17 protein-coding genes are annotated in these 23,412 nt (G+C 35.9%); 6 read left to right on the top strand and 11 right to left on the bottom strand.

Translation table 11 applies throughout. The features are described from left to right. Positions 1–9 precede the first annotated feature (9 nt). On the top strand, positions 10–720 hold the full coding sequence (locus RNZ46_RS02275) for an alpha/beta hydrolase (RefSeq protein ID WP_316983772.1): 711 nt from the start codon (positions 10–12) through the stop codon (positions 718–720). A 1-nt stretch (position 721) separates the two neighbouring features. Here RNZ46_RS02275 and RNZ46_RS02270 read toward each other — a convergent pair whose 3' ends face one another. From RNZ46_RS02270 to RNZ46_RS02255, 4 genes are all read right to left on the bottom strand, one after another. After that, on the bottom strand, positions 722–2,776 hold the full coding sequence (locus tag RNZ46_RS02270) for a response regulator (RefSeq protein ID WP_316983771.1): 2,055 nt from the start codon (positions 2,774–2,776) through the stop codon (positions 722–724). Positions 2,777–3,053: 277 nt separating this feature from the next. Beyond that, on the bottom strand, positions 3,054–4,358 hold the full coding sequence (locus tag RNZ46_RS02265) for a metal-dependent hydrolase family protein (protein ID WP_316983770.1): 1,305 nt from the start codon (positions 4,356–4,358) through the stop codon (positions 3,054–3,056). A 327-nt stretch (positions 4,359–4,685) separates the two neighbouring features. After that, complete coding sequence (locus RNZ46_RS02260) at positions 4,686–6,938, bottom strand: hypothetical protein (RefSeq protein ID WP_316983769.1); 2,253 nt, start codon at positions 6,936–6,938, stop codon at positions 4,686–4,688. 223 nt (positions 6,939–7,161) lie between these two features. After that, positions 7,162–9,009 carry a tetratricopeptide repeat protein gene (locus RNZ46_RS02255; protein ID WP_316983768.1) on the bottom strand — a complete coding sequence of 616 codons (1,848 nt, stop codon included), beginning with the start codon at positions 9,007–9,009 and terminating at the stop codon, positions 7,162–7,164. A gap of 179 nt (positions 9,010–9,188) precedes the next feature. Here RNZ46_RS02255 and guaA point away from each other — a divergent pair, with 179 nt between their 5' ends. The 4 genes from guaA to RNZ46_RS02235 all read left to right on the top strand — a co-directional run bounded on the left by guaA (position 9,189) and on the right by RNZ46_RS02235 (position 13,893). Further along, positions 9,189–10,724, top strand: coding sequence for a glutamine-hydrolyzing GMP synthase (guaA, locus tag RNZ46_RS02250; protein WP_316983767.1), 1,536 nt, complete (start codon positions 9,189–9,191; stop codon positions 10,722–10,724). 325 nt (positions 10,725–11,049) lie between these two features. Next, positions 11,050–12,975, top strand: coding sequence for a PBP1 and LysM peptidoglycan-binding domain-containing protein (locus RNZ46_RS02245; protein ID WP_316983766.1), 1,926 nt, complete (start codon positions 11,050–11,052; stop codon positions 12,973–12,975). A gap of 146 nt (positions 12,976–13,121) precedes the next feature. After that, positions 13,122–13,658, top strand: coding sequence for a DUF922 domain-containing protein (locus RNZ46_RS02240; protein WP_316983765.1), 537 nt, complete (start codon positions 13,122–13,124; stop codon positions 13,656–13,658). A 7-nt stretch (positions 13,659–13,665) separates the two neighbouring features. Then, entirely contained in the window at positions 13,666–13,893 is a 228-nt protein-coding gene (locus RNZ46_RS02235) for a DUF3820 family protein (RefSeq protein ID WP_311939948.1), read from the top strand. Positions 13,894–13,981: 88 nt separating this feature from the next. Here the strand turns inward: RNZ46_RS02235 and RNZ46_RS02230 are convergent, their stop codons facing one another. The 6 genes from RNZ46_RS02230 to RNZ46_RS02205 form a co-directional block, all read right to left on the bottom strand. Next, complete coding sequence (locus RNZ46_RS02230) at positions 13,982–14,641, bottom strand: alpha/beta hydrolase (protein WP_316983764.1); 660 nt, start codon at positions 14,639–14,641, stop codon at positions 13,982–13,984. Next, the gene (locus tag RNZ46_RS02225) at positions 14,641–14,973 is read right to left on the bottom strand and encodes a magnetosome magnetite crystal formation protein family (protein WP_316983763.1); all 333 of its coding nucleotides are present in this window, start codon (positions 14,971–14,973) and stop codon (positions 14,641–14,643) included. The genes RNZ46_RS02230 and RNZ46_RS02225 overlap by 1 nt, the downstream gene beginning before the upstream one ends. A 3-nt stretch (positions 14,974–14,976) precedes the next feature. Beyond that, complete coding sequence (locus RNZ46_RS02220; protein ID WP_316983762.1) at positions 14,977–16,233, bottom strand: dihydroorotase; 1,257 nt, start codon at positions 16,231–16,233, stop codon at positions 14,977–14,979. After that, entirely contained in the window at positions 16,230–18,155 is a 1,926-nt protein-coding gene (locus RNZ46_RS02215) for a BatA domain-containing protein (protein ID WP_316983761.1), read from the bottom strand. Before RNZ46_RS02215 ends, RNZ46_RS02220 begins: the two co-directional genes overlap by 4 nt. A gap of 70 nt (positions 18,156–18,225) precedes the next feature. Then, positions 18,226–18,837, bottom strand: coding sequence for a 3-keto-disaccharide hydrolase (locus RNZ46_RS02210; protein WP_316983760.1), 612 nt, complete (start codon positions 18,835–18,837; stop codon positions 18,226–18,228). Between the two features lie 38 nt (positions 18,838–18,875). Further along, the gene (locus RNZ46_RS02205) at positions 18,876–19,883 is read right to left on the bottom strand and encodes a glycosyltransferase family 2 protein (protein WP_316983759.1); all 1,008 of its coding nucleotides are present in this window, start codon (positions 19,881–19,883) and stop codon (positions 18,876–18,878) included. Between the two features lie 105 nt (positions 19,884–19,988). Between RNZ46_RS02205 and RNZ46_RS02200 the strand changes: the two genes are divergently transcribed. Next, positions 19,989–21,881, top strand: a complete 1,893-nt coding sequence (locus RNZ46_RS02200) for a M61 family metallopeptidase (protein ID WP_316983758.1) — start codon at positions 19,989–19,991, stop codon at positions 21,879–21,881. A gap of 229 nt (positions 21,882–22,110) precedes the next feature. Here the strand turns inward: RNZ46_RS02200 and ychF are convergent, their stop codons facing one another. Beyond that, positions 22,111–23,205, bottom strand: a complete 1,095-nt coding sequence (ychF, locus tag RNZ46_RS02195; RefSeq protein ID WP_316983757.1) for a redox-regulated ATPase YchF — start codon at positions 23,203–23,205, stop codon at positions 22,111–22,113. Between the last annotated feature and the right edge of the window lie 207 nt (positions 23,206–23,412).

Below are 23,412 nucleotides of genomic sequence, written 5' to 3'. Positions count from 1 at the left end.
CAAGAAAAAATGCTATTTTTTCCTACTGTTTTAGAACAGGATTACATATTTCAATTTTCGAAACCTTTTGAAGAGTTGTTTTTAAAAACGGATGACGATGCCGTTATTAATGCCATTAATTTTAAAACTGAAAACCCAAAAGGTGTTATTTTGTATTTCCATGGGAATGCAGGCGATTTATCGCGTTGGGGCTTTATAGCCGAATATTTTGTTGAAAAGCAATACGATGTGTTAATAATAGATTACCGAACATACGGAAAAAGCACTGGAAAGTTAAGCGAAAAGGCGTTGTATAATGATTCGCAGTATGCTTATAATTATTTAAAAGAGCGCTATGCGGAAAACGACATTACACTTTACGGCAGGTCTTTAGGCACAGGAATAGCCGCATATTTGGCATCAAAAAACAAACCCAATCAACTCATTTTAGAAACGCCGTACTACAGCATTACCGATGTGGCAAAAACCAGATTTCCGGTGTTGCCTGTTGAAACCTTGTTAAAATATAAGTTGCCAACGCATCAATACCTGCAGAAAACAAGTAGTCCGATAACCATATTACACGGTACCGATGATGGGATTGTGCCTATTACTTCAGCTGAAAAACTTTTAAAATTGAATAAAGAAAATTTAGAATTTATTACCATTGATGGTGGCGCCCATAATAATTTGATTGAGTTTGAGGCTTATCATAAAGCAATACACAAAGTGCTTCCTTAATTTATTTAGTGCTAAAATGAAAGTTTAACAGATTGTAAATGTTTTCTTTTTTAAAAGGTTTGGATATGTAGTTGTTCATGCCGTTTTCCAAGGCTTTATCTATGGCTTCTTTGGTAACATTTGCCGATAAGCCAAAAATAACAACCTCTTTGTCGAGTTTTCTAATCTCTGTGGTAGCTTCCCATCCGTCCATTACAGGCATGTGAATGTCCATAAAAACAAGTTGGTATTTTTTTGTTTTAAATTTTTCTAACGCAATTTTTCCGTTTTTTGCAGCATCAGAATTTATGCCTAAATCTTCAAGAAATTTTTTAAGCACTATGATATTTAGGTTATTATCATCAACAATAAGAACGCTCAAATCCGATAAAGCAACATTTTTTAAACTGTAACCAGTTAATTGTTGGTTTTCTTCTTTTGCTATAGGAAAAGTGACATCAAATTCAAAATTAGTGCCCACATCCGGAACACTGCTAACGGCTATTTTACCGCCCATCATCTCAATAAAAATTTTGCTAATGGCCAAGCCTAAACCGCTGCCTTCAAATTGTTTTTTTATACTGTTTTCAACTTGGGTAAATCTTTCGAAAATGGTGTCAAGTTTGTTTTTGGGTATACCAATACCTGAATCTTGAATAGATATATTTATTCTTAGTTGGTTTGTATTAACTATGGCTTCGTTGTAGGTAAGGGTTACGCCACCAGAGTTTGTAAATTTCAGTCCGTTTTTAATTATATTGCTTACAACTTGCAGTAGTTTGCTTTCGTCGCCAATAACGCTAATATTATGGGTGTTGTTGAAATTTCCTTTTAAATATAGTCTCTTTTTGAGAAATAGAAATTGATTAACTTCCAATAATTCTTTTATTTTTTCTGAAGGATTAAAACAGACTTCGGCTAACTCTATTTGTCCAGATTCAATTTTTTCGAAATCCAATATATCATTTACAATACTCAATAAATTGTTGGACGACTTACTCATTAAGTCAAGATATTCCTTATCGGTATTATTTAGTTTGCTACTTTTTAAAAGTTCAATAAAACCCAAAATGGCATGAAGTGGTGTGCGTATTTCATGGCTCATATTTGATAAAAACTCCGATTTGGCCTGTGAAGCTTTTTCTGCTATTTTGCGCGCTTTAATTAGTTTTTTATTGGTTTGCGATAACTTAACATTGGAACCAAGAGCAAGTTTAGTGCTTTCTCTGGCGCTCAAATAAAAGTAAACAAGAAAACTTATTAAGACACAAAAGATTAAGCCGACAACAAGAAATAAATTGGTAATAAACTTTGCCTGAGACAAAATCTGTTCTTTATTAGCCGATACATTTAATAGCCATTTTTGGTTATCCAAAGGGTCTACCAATATGCTGTCTTTATACACAAAACTATCTTTGGAATTAAAATTGTAATGCGCGTTTAGTTCATAAAAAAGCGTGCTTTTATCGTCCCAAAACTTTATGGTATATCGATTTTCTAAGTTGGCAGCCAACTTATTAAAGTTTTCTTTAAAGTCCATGCCCGCCGTAATTGTGCCTTGAAATCGGTCTTGAAAATAAACCGGAATATCAACTAAAAAAGCATTGCCGCCCTGTGTTAAATTTGCCCATTGTGTTATGTTGGTTGAGCCATCTAAACTATGTTTAATCCATTCTTCTCTGCGGTATTCCACTTTTGAGATGTCCAAATTAATTACATTCTCATTGCCTTTTAAAGGATTAATTTTTCTTATCACCATACTGCTATCAATCCATTCCAGAAATTTAAAGGATTTGTTTTGCTTTATCAGCATGTTGGCATCTTTTTCCCAATGCTCAAGATAAGCGCCATTTGTAAATTCAATTCTGTTTTTAAGATTTTGAAGGTGCGCAATATCGGCTTTTACAATACTTTTGAATTCTTTAGAAACAAGATTTCCGGTTTGAATTACGTTTTCCTTAACTAATTTGTCGTCATTTTTTTGAGACCGATTCCATACAGCAAAAACCATTAAAACTGTAATTGTAAATGATGCTAAGGCTAGCAGAACATTTTTGTTTTTTAGGTTTTTAAGCATTGCTTTATTAGTTTGGGGCTAATGTGAGAGCAGTTTTTAAGCCAATTTTTGGTTATTAGAAAAATAGAATTATTAAAATGATTGCAATAGTTTATTTCGGGGTTAAAACTATAAATAATATTTAAAACATTCAATTAAACTTTAAGATTAATAATTTTTTTAGTGCCAGCAATTTAAGTGTTTAATAGAATTGGAAACTTTGAATGTAGAAATAATGGAATAATATTGCCTTACATACGGATTGTGCACAAATCAAGAATATACTTCTGTAATTATTTTATTTTTTAAAAACGGTGCCATCTTTCATAACAAAGGTGACATGCGTTAAGGTAGCAATATTGGTTAACGGATTTTCATTAACAGCAATAATATCTGCAATTTTTCCGCTGGAAATCGTTCCCAGTTTATCTGACATACCCAATAGTTCCGAAGCCGTAACAGTCGCCGATTTTATGGCTTCATTTTCATCCATGCCATACTTAACCATAAGTTCAAACTCTCTGGCATTCGTACCATGAACGCTTACACCAGAATCTGTTCCAAAGGCAATTTTCACGTTTCCTTTTAAAGCTCTCTTAAAAGACGCTTCAACAACAGGGCCAACTTGTAGAATTTTATCGGCAATAGCCGGCGGGATATCTTTGTTAACTTTTAACTCCTCAGTAACAGAAACGCCTGCCAATAAAGTGGGTACTAAATAGGCCCCAGTTTTATTAAATAATGTCACAGATTCATCGTTCAAATAAGATCCGTGTTCTATGGAGTTTACCCCTGCTTTTAAAGCGGCATTAATACCACCTGCTTCATGGGCGTGTGCTGCTACTTTTCTGCCTAAAGCATGGGCGGTTTCTACAATGGCGGTTAATTCCTCATCGGTAAGTTGTTGTCCAACACCAGCCGCAGTATTGCTTAACACACCGCCGGTTGCCGTGATTTTAATAACATCGGCACCTTGTTTAACAAGTTCTCTAACGGCTCTTCGGCAATCGTCTTCACCATCACAAACACCAACTCGTTTTTCAAAAGCATTTGCAATTTCAGGTCTGTAACCATGCGCATCGCCATGTCCGCCAGTAGCGGAAACCGCACCCGTTGCTGCAATAATTCTGGGGCCATTAATATCACCTCTGGCTATCGATCTTTTAATGGAATTTATAAGCTGATAATCGGCGCCTAAATTTCTAACGGTTGTAAAACCAGCCATGAGCGTTTTGTTGAGAAAGGGGATAGACCGAAAAGCAAAATCCTCATCATTAAGCGTCGTCCATTCATGCGGGTTACTGTTTGGATTTCGCTCTTGCGTAATGTGTGTGTGCATATCGATAAAACCAGGAAGCACGAATTTGTTTTTTAAATCGATAATGCTCACGGTGGAATCGGGTAACTTCAAATCTGATGCGCTGATAAAACCATTTTTAACACTTTTTATAATACCGTTTTCAACAACAATACTTTTGTTGGTTTGAGCTTTGTTTCCAGGGTTTGCCAATAGGGTGCCGGCGTGAATAATAGTGGTATTTTGTGCGTGAATCAATAAAGAAAAGCACAGCGATAAACTTAAGCATTGTATGAGCTTTTTCATTGTGGGTTTGTTTTAGCTTCGAAGGTTTTTTGAATATGAATAATTACACTAAAGATAGTTTTTTTATTGCTTTTACCAAAAGTTAAAGACTTGACTCCTCTTAAAATTTTAACAAGTCATTTCTCAGTTCTTAAAGAAAGCATAAAACTAAAGTTTGAAGCGTTAAACATTTCTAAATATGGATGATGTATTAAGTTATTTGTCGTCAATTTGTACCGAGGTTAGTTAGTAATACTTCATATTGAAAATGTTAGTTAAGTTTAGTTAGTTAAAAAGCCCGTAATTTTTAAATTACGGGCTTTACTTTTAAAGCTGACTAACCGTGGCCTATTTGTTTTTTGCCTCGTTAATTAATTTTGAAAGTGCCCCTTCTGGGTTACATGTGGTTGTGTTTACACGTGCTCTTTCTACCATTTCACTGCCATTAAAAACATCAAATTCTTTCACTTCTTTTTCTTCACCATTAATAATTATGAATGGTGTAAACACCTTAGTATTGTGGTTGTATCTAAAACCAGATGATTGTAAATCACTTGTTAATTCATTAATACATCCCTCAACATTATCTTTTAAATTTTCTAAATCCTCAATGGTCGGTAATTGGTCAAGAATTATTTGAGCGTCAAATTTAATGCCTTCCGCTTCAGCGATATACTGTACGTTGTCTGCGGCCTCTAATAATTGCGATACTTGCTCTGTGGTTAATATTGTAGCAGAAACGGTTCGGTTTCTTGTAGTACTGCTAGACCAAACACTACATTTGCTAATATCGGGGATGGGGCTTGGGTTGTTTACAGCTTTATTGCCATAGGTAATGGTTACTTTAACTGTTTTATCTATTTTATTTAAGGAGGCTAAATGGCGTAATGCCGCTTCTAATTCTGTTCTAGTTTGTTCATTGTCATTTGAGTCGTCAACAGCGTCTTTAAGTCTGTCTAACGCATCTCTGTAAGTGTCCACTACTCCATTGACTTTTGAAGAAATATTCGTGCTACATAAGGCAGCACCATTATCGCTAACTATGTCGCTCGCTTGCTTATTGGCACTCTCAATAGCTGACGAAACTGCATCGTTAATTTCATCTTGGGCTCTATCAATAATACCAGGTAGCGCTGCTCTTAAACCTCTTAAACTCAATTCGAGTTCATATTTTTCGTTGGCTGCTTCTAAGTCGGCAATAGCTTGTTCGGTAGTGGCAATGGCATCATCAATTTGCCCTGTAACGGTTTCAGAAATTCCATCTGTAAAATTTACTGGCGGGGTTGCAATCATTTTGGTTTCATCAGTAGTGAATGTTGCTTGGGCTTCCCAAACTTCATCATCCACTATTACTTGGCCTTCCATAGTAAATGCTTCAGGTGTTGCGCGCATACCACCACCTACTGATTGTGTGCCTGTTGGTGTTTCTAAACTTAACTCCCCAGATAAACCAATATCGAAATACCCGGTTTGTTCAACAAAACCGTAGGCGTTTAAATTGCCACTTGGAGCCACGGGTATAATTTCTGGCCACCATGACAAGTCGGGTTCTACCAACCCGTTAATAAATGCTTTAGAAATAATACCGTTATTGGTACTGGCTTCGGCTACAATTGCTGCACTACCAGATCCTATGGGGAATCCAAAGGAAATAAAGGAAGCTATATCAAATGAAAAATCTAGCTTTCCATTGATACCGGCTTTATAATGTGCTCCGAAATCAGATTCCATGGGCTCATCAAAATTGGCGCTAATATCAAATCCTCTGTTTTGATAATACATCCCTGAGGCCTCGAATACTTTATAAAACGATACGGTGCCACCTGTAACTTGGTTTGCCTCAAACGACACTACGTTACCTTCAACGGGGTTAGTGGGAACAAACATAAAATTAGAACCAAAAGAAGCGCCAAAACTTACGCTACCGAGTTTTGAGCTCGAATCGTTACTACCGCCGCTTCCGCCACTATTGCCGCCATTGTTACCTCCATTGTTACTGCCATCGCCTCCTCCTAAGGCATCACCTCCTAAAGAGAAGAAAAACATGGGGTCTGTATAGTCTGCAATATAAGTTATATGTCCGCCAACAGGTGCTTTTATGGAAATAGGTTTCTGTGCATCGGGGTCGTCATTAGCGCCCACTTTAAGCTCGATGTTAACTGAAACGTGGAAAACAAAATAATAGCGCTCGTCTACCAATTGTATTTCAAAATCCCTGTTTTCGTTTAAAAACTTTCCTAAAAAATAGCCCACATCGGCTTGAACAGGGTTTTCGAATTCAAAATGATTACTATTTGACGGAATATCAGAAGTGCCCGTTACCCCAATCAAATTGCCATTGTTGTCAAATTCTACATCTAAATCTGCATTATCAAACACAACATCGCCCGAGGTTTCAGTATCTATGGTTAAACTACCTTCTACATTATAGCCGTTTTCGGTTTGGGTAACATCGCCATTAGTTGTGATGTTGAGATTTGAAATTTTACCATTAGCGGCAGCTGGAATATCTACTGGTTCGGTATTTGTTGAACAGTTTGTGAGTGTAAATAAAATTAGTAAAAGGGAGCAAAACGTTTGAAGTTTGGTGTGTGGTTTCATAATGGTTTGTTTTGTGATTGTTAACTTAGTTTTGTGTGCCCTTGCGCTGTAAAGGTCTGCAGCCCAGGCTAGCGCAAGACACCACAAAACGGTATGCCAAATTAATGACATCCCAAACTTATTGTAAGAAATTTAAAATGAAGAATTTCAAGGGTGGACAATAGGTGGACAACCCAAAAATTAATAAAAGACAAAGAGTAGACAGCTGATTAATGCCGCCGTTTTATAGGTTTAAAACCAGATCTTGTAGCGAATCTTCGGTTGATATCCCTAATTTTTTTCGAAGACGGTAGCGTGCTTTTTTAATGCCTTCTGGAGAAATATTAAGAATATTTGCAATTTCTTTAGAGGATAAATTCATTTTTAGAAGCGACATTAAACGCAATTCGTTTGAGGTTACTTCAGGAAATTTTTGTTTCACATTACTGTTAAAGTCTTTGTGCACCTCTTGAAAATATTTGCTGAAATTCTCCCAATTGTTGTCATCTTTCAAGTCGAAATTTATGGTTTGAATAAGTTGCTGGTAACCATTAAGGTCGTTTTCAAAGGTTTTAAATTTCTGGGCTTTTTGTTTTAAGCTTTCCAATACTTCATTTTTTTTTGCCAAATGTAGGGCGTGGGTGGTGAGTTCTTTCTTTTTAAAGGCTAATTCGGCTTTTATTTTTTCTTTTTCCAATTTGTTGCGTTTAAGTTTTTGCCTAACAGCATAAAAACCTATAAGCGATAAAAGGAAGCCTATACCTAAAAGTAATCGTTGTAAATTATTGTTTTTTTCTTGTTGCTTTAGCAAATCAATTTCTTTATTTTGAAGTAAAATCTCTTGTTCTTTTTTCTCAGTTTCGTATTGGGTTTTTAATTCATCAATTTGTTGTGCTTTTTTACTGTTAAATACCGAATCATTTAAAACGATGTGGTTTTTATAATCAGCAACAGCGTTTTTATAGCTGCCTATTTCCTCGTAGGCTTCTGCTCGTTCTTTGTAATTATCAGATAAGTTATCAATAGAACCAATGGAGTCTGCTAAGTGTATAGCCTCGGAAAAATATTTTATGGCTTTTTGATATTCTTTTTTACCAAAGTATGCAGAGGCCACATCATTAAAATGAATAATTTGATTATTTACAGAGCCATGCTTTTTTGAAATTTTATTGGAATTAAAAAAATACTCTAAGGCTTTGTCATATTCTTTTTTGTCTAAATAAATAGCGCCTATGTTGGCCAAATATGGCGCAATAAAATCATTCCATTTTTTTTCCCTACTTATCTTTAAGCCTTTATTATAGTTTAAAAGGGCTTCATCGTAATTTTTTAAATGATATAACGTATTTCCTAGCTCCATATAGGTGATAGCCAGCCATTTGTGGTGATTTAAATTAATAAAAATAGCCAATCCCTCCTCAAGATATGGAATAGCTGCCTTGTAATTGTCTCTTAAGGTTTCTGTACGCCCAATGCCAGTTTTTATAATAGCTTCGCGTAATGGTTTTTTGTTAGCTAGAGTATCATGCACCTTAGATGCAAGGATTAAATTTTCAATAGAACTTTTAAAGTCGCCTTTATCTAAATGGATGTTAGATTGTTGCTGGTAGGCATCACTTAACATTAACCCATGTTGTAAATTCTTTGCGATTTGAATGGATTGGTTTGATAACTCTAAAGCTGTTTTAAAACTACCTTCTAGGTTTTCCGTACGGTTCCAGGCATGCAATACCTTAAACAACGATTTGTGATCATTTAATTTTTTGTAAGCACTTTCGGCTTTACCAAAATAATATCTTAAGGAATCTAGGTTATGGTATTTTACATAGTAATGACCTAAGTTTTTATAATTTTTAGCCACACCTTCAGGGTAGTTTATATTTTTTGATATGGCTAATCCCTTGTGCAGATACTCTAGAGCTAAAGCAGGATTAGAAACTCTACTTTCAATAAAAATTAAATCAGCGGTTTTTACTTTTTCTGTATTTTGAGACTGTTGCTGGAATACGGAGCGTAAACTATCTAGTTTTTTGTTGTTTTGGGAAATAAGGGTAAAAGGAACAATGAAGATTATAAAAAAGACTTTTTTCATGTATCGGTTGGTTGGTTTGTGCTAAAAATAACTAATTATTGTGTGTAAATCAAATAGTTGTGCCTGAGTTGTTTGTTTGGATGGAGCTTGGAGTTATTCACAGGTTAATGTTTAAAAAAATTATGCAAAAAAGAAGCGTACCCAATTCGCTATTATAAAATCAATTATTACTTTTGCGCATGCAACACGATAAGGTATTAATATTAGACTTCGGATCGCAGTACACACAGCTTATTGCGCGTAGAGTTAGAGAGCTTAACATCTATTCCGAAATACATCCATTCAACAAAATTCCAACAAACTTAAACGATTACAAGGCCGTTATTCTTTCTGGTAGCCCATTTTCTGTAAGAGGCGAATCTGCTTTACATCCAGATTTATCAGAGATACGTGCTAAAAAACCACTTCTCGCCGTGTGTTACGGTGCCCAATATTTGGCCCATTTTTCGGGAGGCGAAGTGGCGCCATCAAATACTAGGGAATATGGACGGGCAAATTTGTCTTTCATTAAAAATGAAGAGACTTTCTTTAAACATATAAATGAAGGCAGTCAAGTTTGGATGAGCCATAGCGATACCATCAAACAACTGCCAACAAAAGCTATTTTATTGGCCAGCACAACCGATGTTAAAAATGCAGCCTATAAAATTGAAGGCGAACAAACCTATGCCATTCAGTTTCACCCAGAAGTGTATCACTCAACCGATGGGAAGCAGCTTTTAGAAAACTTTTTGGTGGGTATTGCGGGACTTAATCAAGATTGGACACCCGATTCTTTTGTTGAAGAAACTGTTGAAGCAATCCAAGAAAAGGTGGGGAACGATAAAGTGGTTTTAGGGCTTTCGGGAGGTGTTGATTCTACCGTAGCTGCAGTTTTGCTTAACAAAGCTATTGGTAATAACCTTTACTGCATTTTTGTAAATAACGGTTTGCTCAGAAAAAATGAATTTGAAAATGTATTAAAGCAATACGAAGGCATGGGCCTTAACGTTAAAGGTGTTGATGCTTCACAACGTTTTCTTGAGGCGTTAAAAGGCATTGAAGATCCCGAGAAAAAGCGTAAAGCCATTGGTAATGCGTTTATTGAGGTTTTTGATGACGAAGCCAACAAGTTAGAAGACGTAAAATGGTTGGCACAAGGCACGATTTATCCTGATGTAATTGAGAGTGTATCGGCAACTGGTGGCCCATCAGCAACCATAAAATCGCATCACAATGTTGGTGGATTGCCCGATTTTATGAAACTTAAAATTGTGGAGCCCCTTCGTGCTATTTTTAAAGATGAGGTAAGGCGCGTTGGCGCCACTCTGGGAATCGATCCTGAATTGTTGGGGCGTCACCCATTTCCGGGACCTGGTTTGGGTATTCGGATTTTAGGCGATATTACGGCCGAAAAAGTACGTATGCTCCAGGAGGTTGATGCTATTTTTATTAACGGATTGAAAGCTTGGGGACTTTACGATAAAGTATGGCAAGCCGGCGCGATGTTGCTACCTGTAAACAGCGTGGGCGTTATGGGCGACGAGCGAACTTACGAAAAATGTGTAGCGCTTAGGGCTGTAGAAAGTACCGATGGCATGACAGCCGATTGGGTAAATTTGCCTTACGAATTTCTTCAAAAAACCTCCAACGATATAATAAATAAAGTAAAAGGCGTTAATAGAGTAGTGTACGACATTAGCAGTAAGCCACCGGCAACCATTGAGTGGGAATGATTTGTTTTTAGTAGCCAGTAAGCAGTTTGAACGGGTTTTGGCAAATATGCCCGCGTTAGGGATTGCAGAGGAAAGCCCACAGCGACGCAGGAGCGAGGACTTGTAACGTAAAGCCCGACCGAAGCGTTACCTGCAAGGTTTTTTTTACCTTGTAGGTATAAAGCGTAGGGAACGCCCAAAGAAAATAGTTTTGGCACACTATGTGCAACATGTGCAACTGTTAAATCAAAATGTAGTCTTTTTACGTCTATGAGGTAAAAAAGCAACGTATATACAAAGATTGACCTCGTTTTAATTATATTTATATCGATTAGAAAATAATAGCATGAATAGATTTTTATTAGTAATTATTTTGGTTTTGGCATTTGGTTTTACTTCGGTAAATGCCCAAGATTTTAGTACACACCAAGTTAAAAAAGGCGAAACTATTGAAGCAATTGCCAAACGATATTTTGTAACTCCATCGGAGATTTATGCCTTAAATCCAGATGCCAAAAAGGAGTTGAAGCCCAATACGATTTTAATTATTCCGTTATCGAAAGCCAAAAAACCAAAAGTGGTTACTATTAAGGAATTGCAAGGTTTTCAAAAGCATAAAACCAGAAGAAAAGAGACCTTGTACAGTTTGGCTAAAAAGTACAATGTTACTGAAGACGAGATAAAAAAATACAATAAATTTTTATATGCCGATCCGCTGAGAAAAGGGGATAAGCTACAAATCCCGATTTTTAAAATTACTGAGGAAATTGAAGCAGAACCTACAAAAACGTACATCGTTCAGCCCAAAGAAGGGAAATGGCGTATTGCCTATAAATTTGGGATTTCGGTTAAAAAATTGGAAGAGCTTAATCCGGAAATGGGCGAGGTCTTAAAAGATGGTCAGGAAATTATTGTGCCTAATATTGAGGATGACGAAGAACGGGAAGTTGACGAAAAATACAGCTATTACAAAGTATTGCCAAAAGAAGGTTTTTACCGATTAAAACTTAAGTTAGGCTTGGAAAAAGATGCGTTGGAAGCTTTAAACCCTGGTTTGGCCGAAAGCGGTTTAAAAGTAGGCATGATTTTAAAAATACCCTTTAATGAAGCTGTTTCTGTGGAGAGCCCAAGCCGTATTAATTTAACAGACAGTATTAAGGATTTTAACACAAAACACATTGCGGTGATGCTGCCATTTAGGTTGAATAGAGTCGATTTTCAATCTAAGGAAGATACTAAAAAAAGCATTGTTAAAGACCGATATTTAGACACGTCGCTCGATTTTTATTCGGGAGTTTTAATGGCTATTGATTCCTTAAAAACCTTGGGCGTTTCGCTACATGTTGATGTGTACGATACAAAAAACGAAATTGGCGAAGTTTCAAGAATAATTGATGATAACGATTTTGAAACGGTTGATGCCGTAATAGGACCATTAACTTCAAATACATTTGAAAAAGCAGCATCAAAACTAAGACGCTATAACGTGCCCGTGGTTTCACCCATTGGGTTGAATTTAAAATTATACGACAATGTGTTTCAGTCCCGACCGCCAACTGAGAAATTAAAAAGCACTTTAGTAAACTATATTAAAACCGATACATTACCGAGTAACATTATAATTATTTCGGATTCGAAACACACCCAAGTTTCAAATGATTTAAAACGCGATTTTAATCACGCCAAACAAATACATTCAAGAAAAAATAAAAAAAGTGGCGATGATGATTTTTTTGTTACCAAAGAAGATATTGAAGAAGCGCTGAAACCTGGTAAAAACATAGTGTTCTTGGAAACTAAAAACGAAGGTTTTGTATCAAACGTTACCAGTATTTTAGCTTCGTTAATAAAAACAGAAGACCTAAGTACCAAAACAGAAGCGGTTGAAATTACCATGGCTACCACCAATATGAATGCAGCGTTTACAGCCGATGGTGTATCAAACGAACATCTGTCGAAACTACAATTTTTTTACGCAGCGACCTCTAAATCGTATAATGAATCTGGGAATAATACTTTTGTAAAAACCTATAAAAAACGCTACTATACCACACCAAATAGCGCCGCGGTTAAAGGTTTCGATTTAACGATGGATGTTGTGTTGCGCATCGTGAGTTCAGAAGATTTATACATGTCCGTTAACAACGCGCCACTTACGGAATACGTAGAAAACAAATTTGCCTACAAAAAGAAACTTTTTGGTGGTTATTATAACGATACGGTTTACCTGGTTAATTACCAAGATTTAGCCATTGTTGAGGTTAAACAATAAGCTTTAAAACGGCATTTTTTATTATAACGTCATTGCGAAGGACGACTGTGGCAATCTGTTAAAAATAAGCAGGATGTTATGTTTTACTAAAAATTGAAATTTGTAGCGACGAAGTTTGAACAGTTATTATTTTATCTAAATTCTTTGTGGTAAAAATACTCCTCATTTTATGTGTTTTTTTATGTGTTCAAGACGAGCCAACACTTTCTTGGAACGAATCTTATAAACTAACTTGGGCAGATTTTAAAGGAGCAGCAAATAATAAGGTAAGTGCCGTGGCCATAACGGCTTCGGGGATTTCGTTTGGGTTTTCAGTACGGGAAACAGATGCTGAGGTTGTTAGTTTTTCAACCGAAGTGTTTAGTCATTTTTATCCAGAACAATCGTGGTACAAATCCAACCTTGCCGATAATCATGTATTAGGGCACGAGCAATTGCATTTTGATATTACCGAGCTGCACGTTCGTAAATTTAGGCAACGCATCAGTCTGCTTAAAGTATCAAATCATATTAAAAATGAATTGCGCCAACTTAATAAAACCATCAATAAGGAACTGACTGCAATGCAAGATAAATATGATGCCGAAACCAATTATTCCAGAAATTTTGAAAATCAAGCAAAATGGAAAAGCTATATTGCAAACGAACTTAATAAACTTTCAAAATACAAATCGGTAGAGTAGTAGCGGCATGAATCCAGATAAAGATTTCCTTATAAAACTAGCACACACCAAAATGCCTTTTGGTAAATATAAAGACCGTTATTTAATTGATTTGCCTGAATATTATGTGGTTTGGTACAACAATAAAGGTTTCCCAAAAGGAAAATTAGGCGATATGCTTAAACAGGTTTACGAGCTTAAATTGAACGGGTTGGAAGATTTAATTCGGAATATAAAGCGGCAATATCCTAAATGATATTTTGATAGTCCGTTTGATGCTAAGAAAAAATCACGTTTCAATGTACTTTTAAAACGGAATTCTATTATTTTCGAATTGTATCGATTTAAACGATCCTTTTGCTCAACCAATTTTTAAACTCGAAAAAGTTCTGTGGTGCAACGCCGTGTCCAACAGGAAATTCAGAATACACATTCTTAATATTTAGGCTGTTTAAAAACGGGGCTGTTTGTCGTGCCCAATCCACAGGAATCACTTGATCCACACTTCCGTGGGAGCAATAAAAATCCAAATTGGAATAATCCTTTTGTTTTATATCTTCAGGTAAAATATCGTGGTTTATATAACCGCTTAATGCTACAATATTCCTTACTTTTTCGGGGTAAGTTAAGGCTACGGCATAGCTTAAAATAGAACCTTGGCTAAAGCCTAAAAGCGACACATTGTTTTTATTTACCGGATAGAGGCTTGTTGCTTCATCAATAAAATTAGCGATTAATTCGAGTGATTCCTTAGCTTGTTCGTTGTCGTTCCATTTGCCTTTATCGGCATCAAAATTAATAGCATACCACGCGTTGCCATAAGGTTGTAATGTGTATGGGGCTTTTACCGAAATGATAAAAAGCTCTTCGGGTAATTCGTTTGCGAATGAGAATAAATCGTTTTCATCGCTACCATAACCATGCAGCATGATTAATAATGGTGCATTTTCTGTTAAAGTAGATTCTCGAATAATATGTTGTAATGAAAGGGATGTGTTTGACATTATCGTCCTAAATTTGAAAATATTTTTTGATAAAAAGCACCAACTAAAGGTATTTCTTGAGATTTTCCGCTAACGGCACTTATTAAAGCATAGATAAATAAAACACTAAAAAACACCCAAAACCCTAATGTGGCAAACCAGCTATTTACAGCACTTACCACCCAAGCTAGTATAAAATAAGTAAGCCATAAGCCTAATGCTTGTCTTACATGAAAACTGGTAAAGATGTTTTTTTTATCATTATTCATGAAATAAGCAATAATGGTTCCAATAATAGTAATGTAACTTACAATTGCCATGGTTTTTCCTTCTTCAATCTCTTGCTGTGTCATGATTTATGAGTTTATAGAAATTTTATTATTCGAAATAATACCGTAAACCTTTCCTTTTAAAGATTCGTTTTCAAAAATGGCATTTTTAGATTTCGACATGATATCCTTTTTAGCAAAAGTATATTTTAATGCTGGATTAAAAAGTGTCATATTAGCGGTGTTGCCAACATTTATTGGAGTTTGCTCTAATCCAAATCTCGATTTACCTTTGGTTAAAATATCAATTGTTTTTTTAGTTGTAAAGATGTTTTGTAGCGCACCAAAAGCCGATTCGAGTCCGATGCTGCCATAATCGGCATAATCAAATTCTATCTTTTTTTGTTCGATATCTATAGGGTTGTGGTCGCTGGTTACCATATCAATCGTACCATCTTTTAGGCCTTCAATGAGTGCCTCAATATCGTGTTGCGTACGCAATGGCGGTAATACTTTAAAGTGGGTGTTGAAATCCTTTAAAACCGCATCGGTAAAATACAAATTATGAATGGCGACACTGCAACTCACGTCCAATTTTTTTTGTTTTGCGACCCTAATCAACTCCACTGATTTTGCGGTTGAAATGGTCGGGATATGCAATTTTCCGCCAGTGTATTCCAATAAAAACAAATCGCGTGCTATTTGTAATTCTTCGGCCAAAGCCGGATTTCCTTTTAATCCCAAAGTGGTGCTGGTCATGTTTTCGTTCATAACACCGTTTCCGGAAATTTTATTTTCCTGCGGAAAGGAGCATACCAAACCATCAAAATTACTGGCATATTGTAAGGCGATTTTCATAAGGTTCGGGTTGGAGATTGACTTTTTATAATCGTAAAAAGCAACCGAACCTGCCGTTTTCATATCAAACAATTCCGCTAAATCTTCCCCTTTGCTATTAACGGTTAACGCGCCAACGGGCAATAAGGTTACGGCATTGTTTACCGATTTGGAGTTTACAAACGTAATATCCGAATTTGTATCGATTACGGGGTTGGTATTGGCATGCATTGCCACCGCCGTAAAACCAGATGCTGCAGCCGTTTTTAATCCGTTTAAAATGGTTTCGCGTTCTTCAAAACCTGGTTCGCCAAAGCATACGCTACTATCAAACCAGCCTTGAGAAACGTGCAGATTGTCAAGCTTAATTTCGCGGTAATTATGAGGGTTTTTAAGCGTTTTTCCAATTTTTGAAATCACGCCATTTTCAATTAATATATCTTGAGTAGCATTGTGAAACTCACTTTTAGAATCAATAATTGTGGCAGACTTTATAAGTATGTTCATTTAAAATATTTTAAGATGAGCATTTCAATAAGCAATAATAGTAGTGCAAAAATAACAAACCATTTCCACAGGGCATTAATTTTTGAGTCACTTTTTATGGTATCGAAAATTTCTGTAATGGAATGGCTTACCGTTGCATCGTTTAAATTTGAAAGATTGCTGTAAACCAAATTACTTTCATTTCTGTTGTAATTATAGCTCACATTGGCGATGGTTTCAGCTTTGTTTTTTATGGCATATGTACCGGCAATTGTTGGAATGTCAGATGTGTTAATCACCACCTTGTTGTTAAAGGATTGCTGTTTTGGAATCAAATTGATATCCTTGTTTACTAATGATAAAATATCGTCTTGCTGTAATTGGATATCCACATCAAATCTGTTTTCTTCACCAATGGTGTAGTATAATTGCGGAATTTTAAAACTGAATTTTGCGATATTATAAAATGTGGGGACAATTAATGGGGAGTTTTTTAAGTTTGAATTGGCGGTATTTAAGGCACTTGTAAAGATATAGGCATTCTTATTTTGGTATAAAAAAGCCTTGTCGTCCTCAAAACTCAAAACTTTTGAAGCGCCATTTGAAAGCACATTATAAAAGCTATTTACTTTGGGGTATTGAAAGTTGCGTACCTGTTTTTCAAACACACCATTGCTGTATAAAGGATGCGAATAGTTTATAGTGGTTATGCGTTTTTCATTGGATATTAAGTCGTTAAACGAGGTTGCGTAGTTTAAAAGCAGTGCATTGTAAGTTGATTTTACGATGCCTTTTGAGGGTATAACAATCAGCGAGCCACCTTGGTTTGTAAATGCTTTAATTGCTGAAACCAGGGCATTAGGAATCGCATTCAATTCATTTAAAATAATAAGATGCTGATTATCGAAAAGATTATACTTTAATTGATTGGTTGAAGTTGATGTGTAATTAAATTCAGTTGGATTGTACATGCGTTTTAAAAACGAATCATCACTTCCGTTTATTGATAAAACATTAATTTTTGAAGCGGTATTTATATTAAAATACAAGCTATTGTCAAACTGTAAATGGGCATCGTTAATGGTGAGTTTTCCATTAACAATTTCATTTAGGGGAAGCGAAAAAGTGGTGCTGGCTTTATCATTGATTTCCACGGAAGTTTTAGCTATTAAGTTCTCGTTATTAAATAACGAAATAGGCACGTTTTCAGTACTGTTTCCACTTTGTGTTAAGTGTACGGTAAGCTCAATATGTGTTGGAGAAGCGTTTGAAACATAGGCGCTATCAACCGCAATGTTACGGGTGTTTACGGGTTGTAATTTTACAAAATGTAAGTTGGTTAAGGAGTCTTTTTTAACGGTTATTTCGTTGTTGTCGATTTGAAAATCCGATATTAAAACGGTGTTTTTAATAGCTTTGCTTGTGGTGCTAAAAAGTGTATTGCTCTTTAATAATGCCGCCGAAGTTGTTAAATTATTTGTTGTATAATCCAACTGCAACAAATCATTCTTTATAGCTTTTATCGTCGTATTTTTATAAACGGTATTGTTCGTAAATAAGGATATGTTTTCGTTTTCGGGTACATTGTTTATAAGATCGTGAACGGCACGTTTTAAAAGTTCGCCGTTAAGGCCTTTAGCTTGCATGCTAAACGAATTATCTAAATAAATAACGGTTTCCTTTTTAATGTTTAAACCGTTGGTTTTAGAAGTTAACGGCTGCGCAAAAGCCAATACAATAGCCGCTAACAGTAACAATCTGGTACACAGGATGAGCCATTTTTTTACTTGCGAACTCTTACGCGTTTTAAGTGTCGCCTCCTTTAAAAAAGCCACATTGGTGAATGCAACTTTTTTAAATTTCCGAAGTTGAAATAAATGGACAATTATAGGTATGAGCAGTAAAAATAAGGCGTAAAGAAGTTCGGGGTGTTTAAACTGCATTCCTTTTTATATTTGTCAAACTATAGTTTTTTTATAAAATTAAAACACTACAGTATAAAGTTTTTGAGCTTTAAAGTTCTTTCAGAATTAATTTTCGCCATTTAATTAAAATTCCGCCGCCGCTATGTATTTGCAAGGCAATGCTACCCGTGCCAGCGCCAATTTTTTCATCGTCAATGGTAACCATTTGCACCCCGTTTAACCACGAGGTTATTTTACCGTCAATAGCTCTTATTTTTAATTTATTCCATTTACCTGGTTTTAATACAGCTTCTTTTTCTGGTGCCGGTTTTATTAACCAACCCCGACCATAAGATTCGTAAATACCACCGGTGTGTAAATTTGGTGGCGCCACTTCAACTTGCCAGCCACTAACTTTTACACCTTCAATTGTAGAGCGAATAAAAACCCCACTATTGCCGTTGTCGGTTTCTTGTTTAAATTCTAAGGTGAGTTCAAAATTTTTATAGTGCTCATCGGTTGCTAAATAACCGTATTCTTTATCTGGGCCACTTTCAGAGATTAAAAATCCATCTTCTACGTACCATTTTTCAGTGCCGTAAATCGTCCAACCACTCAAATCTTTTCCGTTAAAGAGTTTGACTTTTTTCTGTGCTGTAACGAATTGATTTGAAAAAAATAATGAAAAAATTAATAATACTACAATTGATTTTAGATTCATAATAATGATTTTTTTAAGTGAGTGAATATAAGCATTTGTTAGCAAAAGAAGAAGTAATCTTTTTTATTAACCAGGTGTATGGATTTTAAATAGGCGTTTATGTCTTTTTGAGCGGCTTTGTTGGCTACCGTAATGATGCTTTGTGGGTTTTCAATACCTTCCAAATATCGAAAAGGCTGTAAGGTTTCGCCATAAATATCACGACCAATCTTTTTAGGATTATCGCAAATCCACTCAAAAGGCACTTGCTTTTTTATGAGTTTTTTTGCAATCGTTTTACCCTTGTTTCCCGCACCCCAAACAACCAGTGTTTTATTGGGATTGTAATCCAACTCTAAAAAATAATGGAGCTTTAAATCGATAAAATGATTTTCGGCATAATGCACATGTGTTCGCGATGTTCGCGACCTGTAATCGCGCCAATTGTGTATCACCTCGTCACAGGGGATGCATTTGTAGTTGTGTTTATAAAATCTGAAAGCTAAATCGTAATCTTCAGGATAAGTGTCTGGATTAAAGGCGTTACAAGCTATTAAGTCGCTTCGGTAAACCATCCAACAGGGCGAGGGGATGACACATTCTTTGTAAATTTCGGAATAATTTTTACCGGTTTTGGTTAGGTTGTTCAGCCATAGTTCATAACTTTTATAACCGTCTTTTATGCCTGCATCAGAAAAATAATTTACCAAACCAATGGCAACATGCCGTTTACCGAAAGTTAAAAGTTTATTTGCCAATACTTCCAGTTTGTGGGGTTGCATCACATCGTCGCTATCCATTCGGGTAATCAATGCGCCTTTACTGTTGCCAAAAGCCAGTTTTAAAGCGTCAATAATCCCGTTACCTGTATTTTTTAAAAGTTTAATTCGGCTATCCTTTTCAGCGTAAGCTTTAACAATGTTAGGGCTTGAATCGGTGGAGGCATCATCAACAATTAACAATTCCCAATTTGTGTAAGTTTGATTTACAATAGAATTCAAACAATCTTCTATAAAAGCTTCGGTATTCTTAAAAGGCGTCAATATACTTATTAAGGGCTTATTCATGTTGCGAAAATAATGATAATTCGGCTTATTTTAACAGAACCTTAAGAGCAGTCATCGTAACATAATAGTATTTTCGGCGTCAATTTGTAAACTATAATTATACACATGAAAAAGAGAACCTTAATCGTATTATTTACAGGGATTTTACTTGCCAGTTGTAGTGCAACTAAAACGACGGCGAACGATTTAGCCATTAATTCACCCATTGAAACGGCCATTCATTTAGATAAAGTTGAAAACGACAAAGCGCCAGTTACCATCAATCCGGGGCGTTTTACGGTTGAAACAGTTACATACCGATTGCCCAAAGTGGTTCAAGGTACCTATGCTGTGAGCAATTTTGGGAGTTATATTGACGCGTTTAAAGCTTTCGATTATCAAGGTAACGAAATGCCTGTTAATAAAATAGATACCAATTCTTGGACGATTGATAACGCTACCCAGCTTGATAAAATCACCTACTTGGTTAACGATACTTTTGATGTTGAAACTGAAGGCGGTATAGGGAAAGAAGTGCCATTTTCGCCAGCAGGAACCAATATTGAGCCCGAAAATTATGTGTTGAATTTACATGGTTTTATCGGGTATTTCGATTCATTAAAAAACAACCAATACAAACTCGATGTTACAGCATCAACTGATTTTGTGCGTACATCGGCATTGCAAAAAATGGGTTCGAAGTTAAGTGAAGACGGAAAAAATAAAACGACGAGCTATTTTGCACCACGTTATTTTGATATTACCGATAACCCCATGATGTACGGTAATTTGGATGTTGAAGAATTTATGGTGGGCGACATTAAAATTGTTTTGAGTGTGTATTCGCCAAATAAAGTGCATTCGGCTACCTCGTTAAAAGAAACGATTTACAACATGATGAAAGCACAAAAAGCTTTTTTAGGTGATATTGATACCACGCCACGTTACGATATTTATTTGTATTTATCTGATGGTGAAGAAACCTCGCCAAAAGGCTATGGCGCTTTAGAGCATCACACGTCAACTGTGGCTGTTATGCCAGAAGCAATGTCAAAAGAAGCGTTGGATGAAGGCATGATAGATTTGGTGTCGCATGAGTTTTTTCATATTGTAACACCGCTAAGCGTGCATTCTGAAGATGTGCATTATTTTGATTATAACAACCCAACGTTTTCAAAACATTTATGGATGTACGAAGGGGTAACCGAATATTTTGCATCGTTGTTTCAGGTAAGCGAAGGATTGGTTGATGAGACTACCTTTTACAATAAAATGATGAATAAAATTCAAATGGCTTCCCAAATGAACGATGCCATGAGTTTTACCATTATGAGCGAAAATGTTTTAAAAGCACCGTATAAAGACCAGTATTTAAACGTTTACAACAAAGGTGCTTTAATTGGGATGTGCATCGATATTTTAATGCGTGAAGAAAGCAACGGCCATAGAGGAATTCTATCCTTAATGAAGGAATTATCGAAAAAATACGGAAAAAATAAACCGTTTGAAGATGATAAATTGATAGATGAAATTGTAGCGATGACCTATCCGTCGTTACGCGAATTTTTCGACGACCATGTTATTGGGGATATTCCAATAAATTACAATACATTTTTCGATAAAGTAGGATTGGAAATTGGCGAAGGGAAAGTGGAAACCAATTACATTTTAATGAATGGCGCACCCATAGTGAGTGGCGACGGACAAACGGGAACTATCTTTTTTACCGACATGGTTTTAGAAAACAGTTTTTGGGCAGAAAATGGTGCAAAACCAAATGATGTTATAAAGTCGATTAACGGTACATCGGTAAGCCTGCAAAATGCCAACACCGTTTTAGAAGGCGTATTTTCTTGGAAACCAGGAAAAGACGTTGAGGTGGTGCTTAATAGAGACGGAGAAGATATAATTATTAAAACAACAACGACCAAAACCTATACCATGGGTAAAGGTTTAATGCCTAAAAAAGATGCTACCGAGGTTCAAAAAGCATTGCGAGACGCTTGGTTAAAAGGTTAGTTTCATTTTAAAAATGCTGTCAGTTCGAGTGAATTTTACGATTAAAATGAGTAAAATTTGTATCGAGAACAAAGAATTTTAGTTCCATATTAATTCTCGATACAATTTTTCGTGCCTCAAAATCACTCGAACTGACAATATTTATTGTTATTGAAAGCTATAATGGCTATCAATCTTTTTTTATTTATGAAAGCTTTTAAATTTATTAAATTAAAAACCAGAAAATGCATTATACATTAAACAAGAAGTGCATCACATCGCCATCTTTAACAATATAGTTCTTGCCTTCAACACGCATTTTTCCAGCTTCTTTAACTTTAGCTTCACTTCCAAAAGACACATAGTCATCATAAGCAATAACCTCGGCTCTAATAAAGCCTTTTTCAAAATCGGTGTGGATAACACCCGCTGCCTGTGGTGCCGTAGCTCCAATATCTACAGTCCAAGCTCGCACCTCTTTTACACCAGCGGTAAAATAAGTTTGTTGGTTTAAGAGTTTGTATGCTGAACGGATTAATTTAGCAGAACCTGCTTCGTCCAATCCAATATCTTGAAGAAACATTTGGCGCTCTTCGTAATCGTCTAATTCATTAATATCGGCTTCCGTTCCAACAGCAAGCACTAAAACTTCGGCATTTTCGTCCTTCACAGCATCTTTTACCTGCTCAACATAAGCGTTCCCGCTAACCGCAGAACCTTCGTCTACATTGCAAACATACATTACTGGCTTATCGGTAATGAGTTGCGATGGTTTTACAAAATCGATGTAATCATCTTCTGAAAATGTTATGGCACGTACCGATTTTCCTGCTTCTAAACCTGCTTTTAATTTTAATAAAACCGCTTCTTCTTTTTGGGCTTCTTTGTTTCCTGTTTTGGCAGCGCGCTTAACTTTATCCAGTTTTTTTTCAACGGTTTCCAAATCTTTAAGCTGAAGTTCCATATCAATGGTTTCTTTATCTCGAATGGGGTTTACGTTGCCATCAACATGCACAATATTGTCGTTATCAAAACAGCGCAATACATGAAGAATCGCATCGGTTTCGCGAATATTAGCTAAAAACTGGTTGCCCAAACCTTCGCCTTTACTAGCGCCTTTAACCAAACCTGCAATATCAACAATCTCTACCGTGGCAGGTTGTACACGCTCCGGGTTTACCAATTGTTCCAGCTTTTCCAACCTCGGATCGGGTACATTTACCACGCCAATATTGGGTTCGATAGTACAAAACGGAAAGTTTGCACTTTGCGCTTTAGCGTTTGATAAACAATTGAATAAGGTCGATTTTCCTACGTTTGGTAATCCTACAATTCCTGCTTTCATTTTTCTTCAGATAATTTGATTAAAGATACAAGAACCAAGACTTTGGTTTTCGCGAGTGCAAATGTAGTTATTTTTGCCGTTTAAAAGCACAAAAAATCAAGCATGAAATTGAGACAAACTTTACGGTTGGTTAATTTATATACATTTAGCCTGTTGTGCATTTTGGCAGAATTCTGTCAATTCGAGTGAATTTTACGATTGAAATGA

This window comes from Hwangdonia lutea (genome assembly GCF_032814565.1).
Taxonomy (GTDB): domain Bacteria; phylum Bacteroidota; class Bacteroidia; order Flavobacteriales; family Flavobacteriaceae; genus Hwangdonia; species Hwangdonia lutea.
The sequence above is the reverse complement of the archived record's forward strand: the minus strand, read 5'-3'. Positions and strand labels throughout refer to the sequence as shown.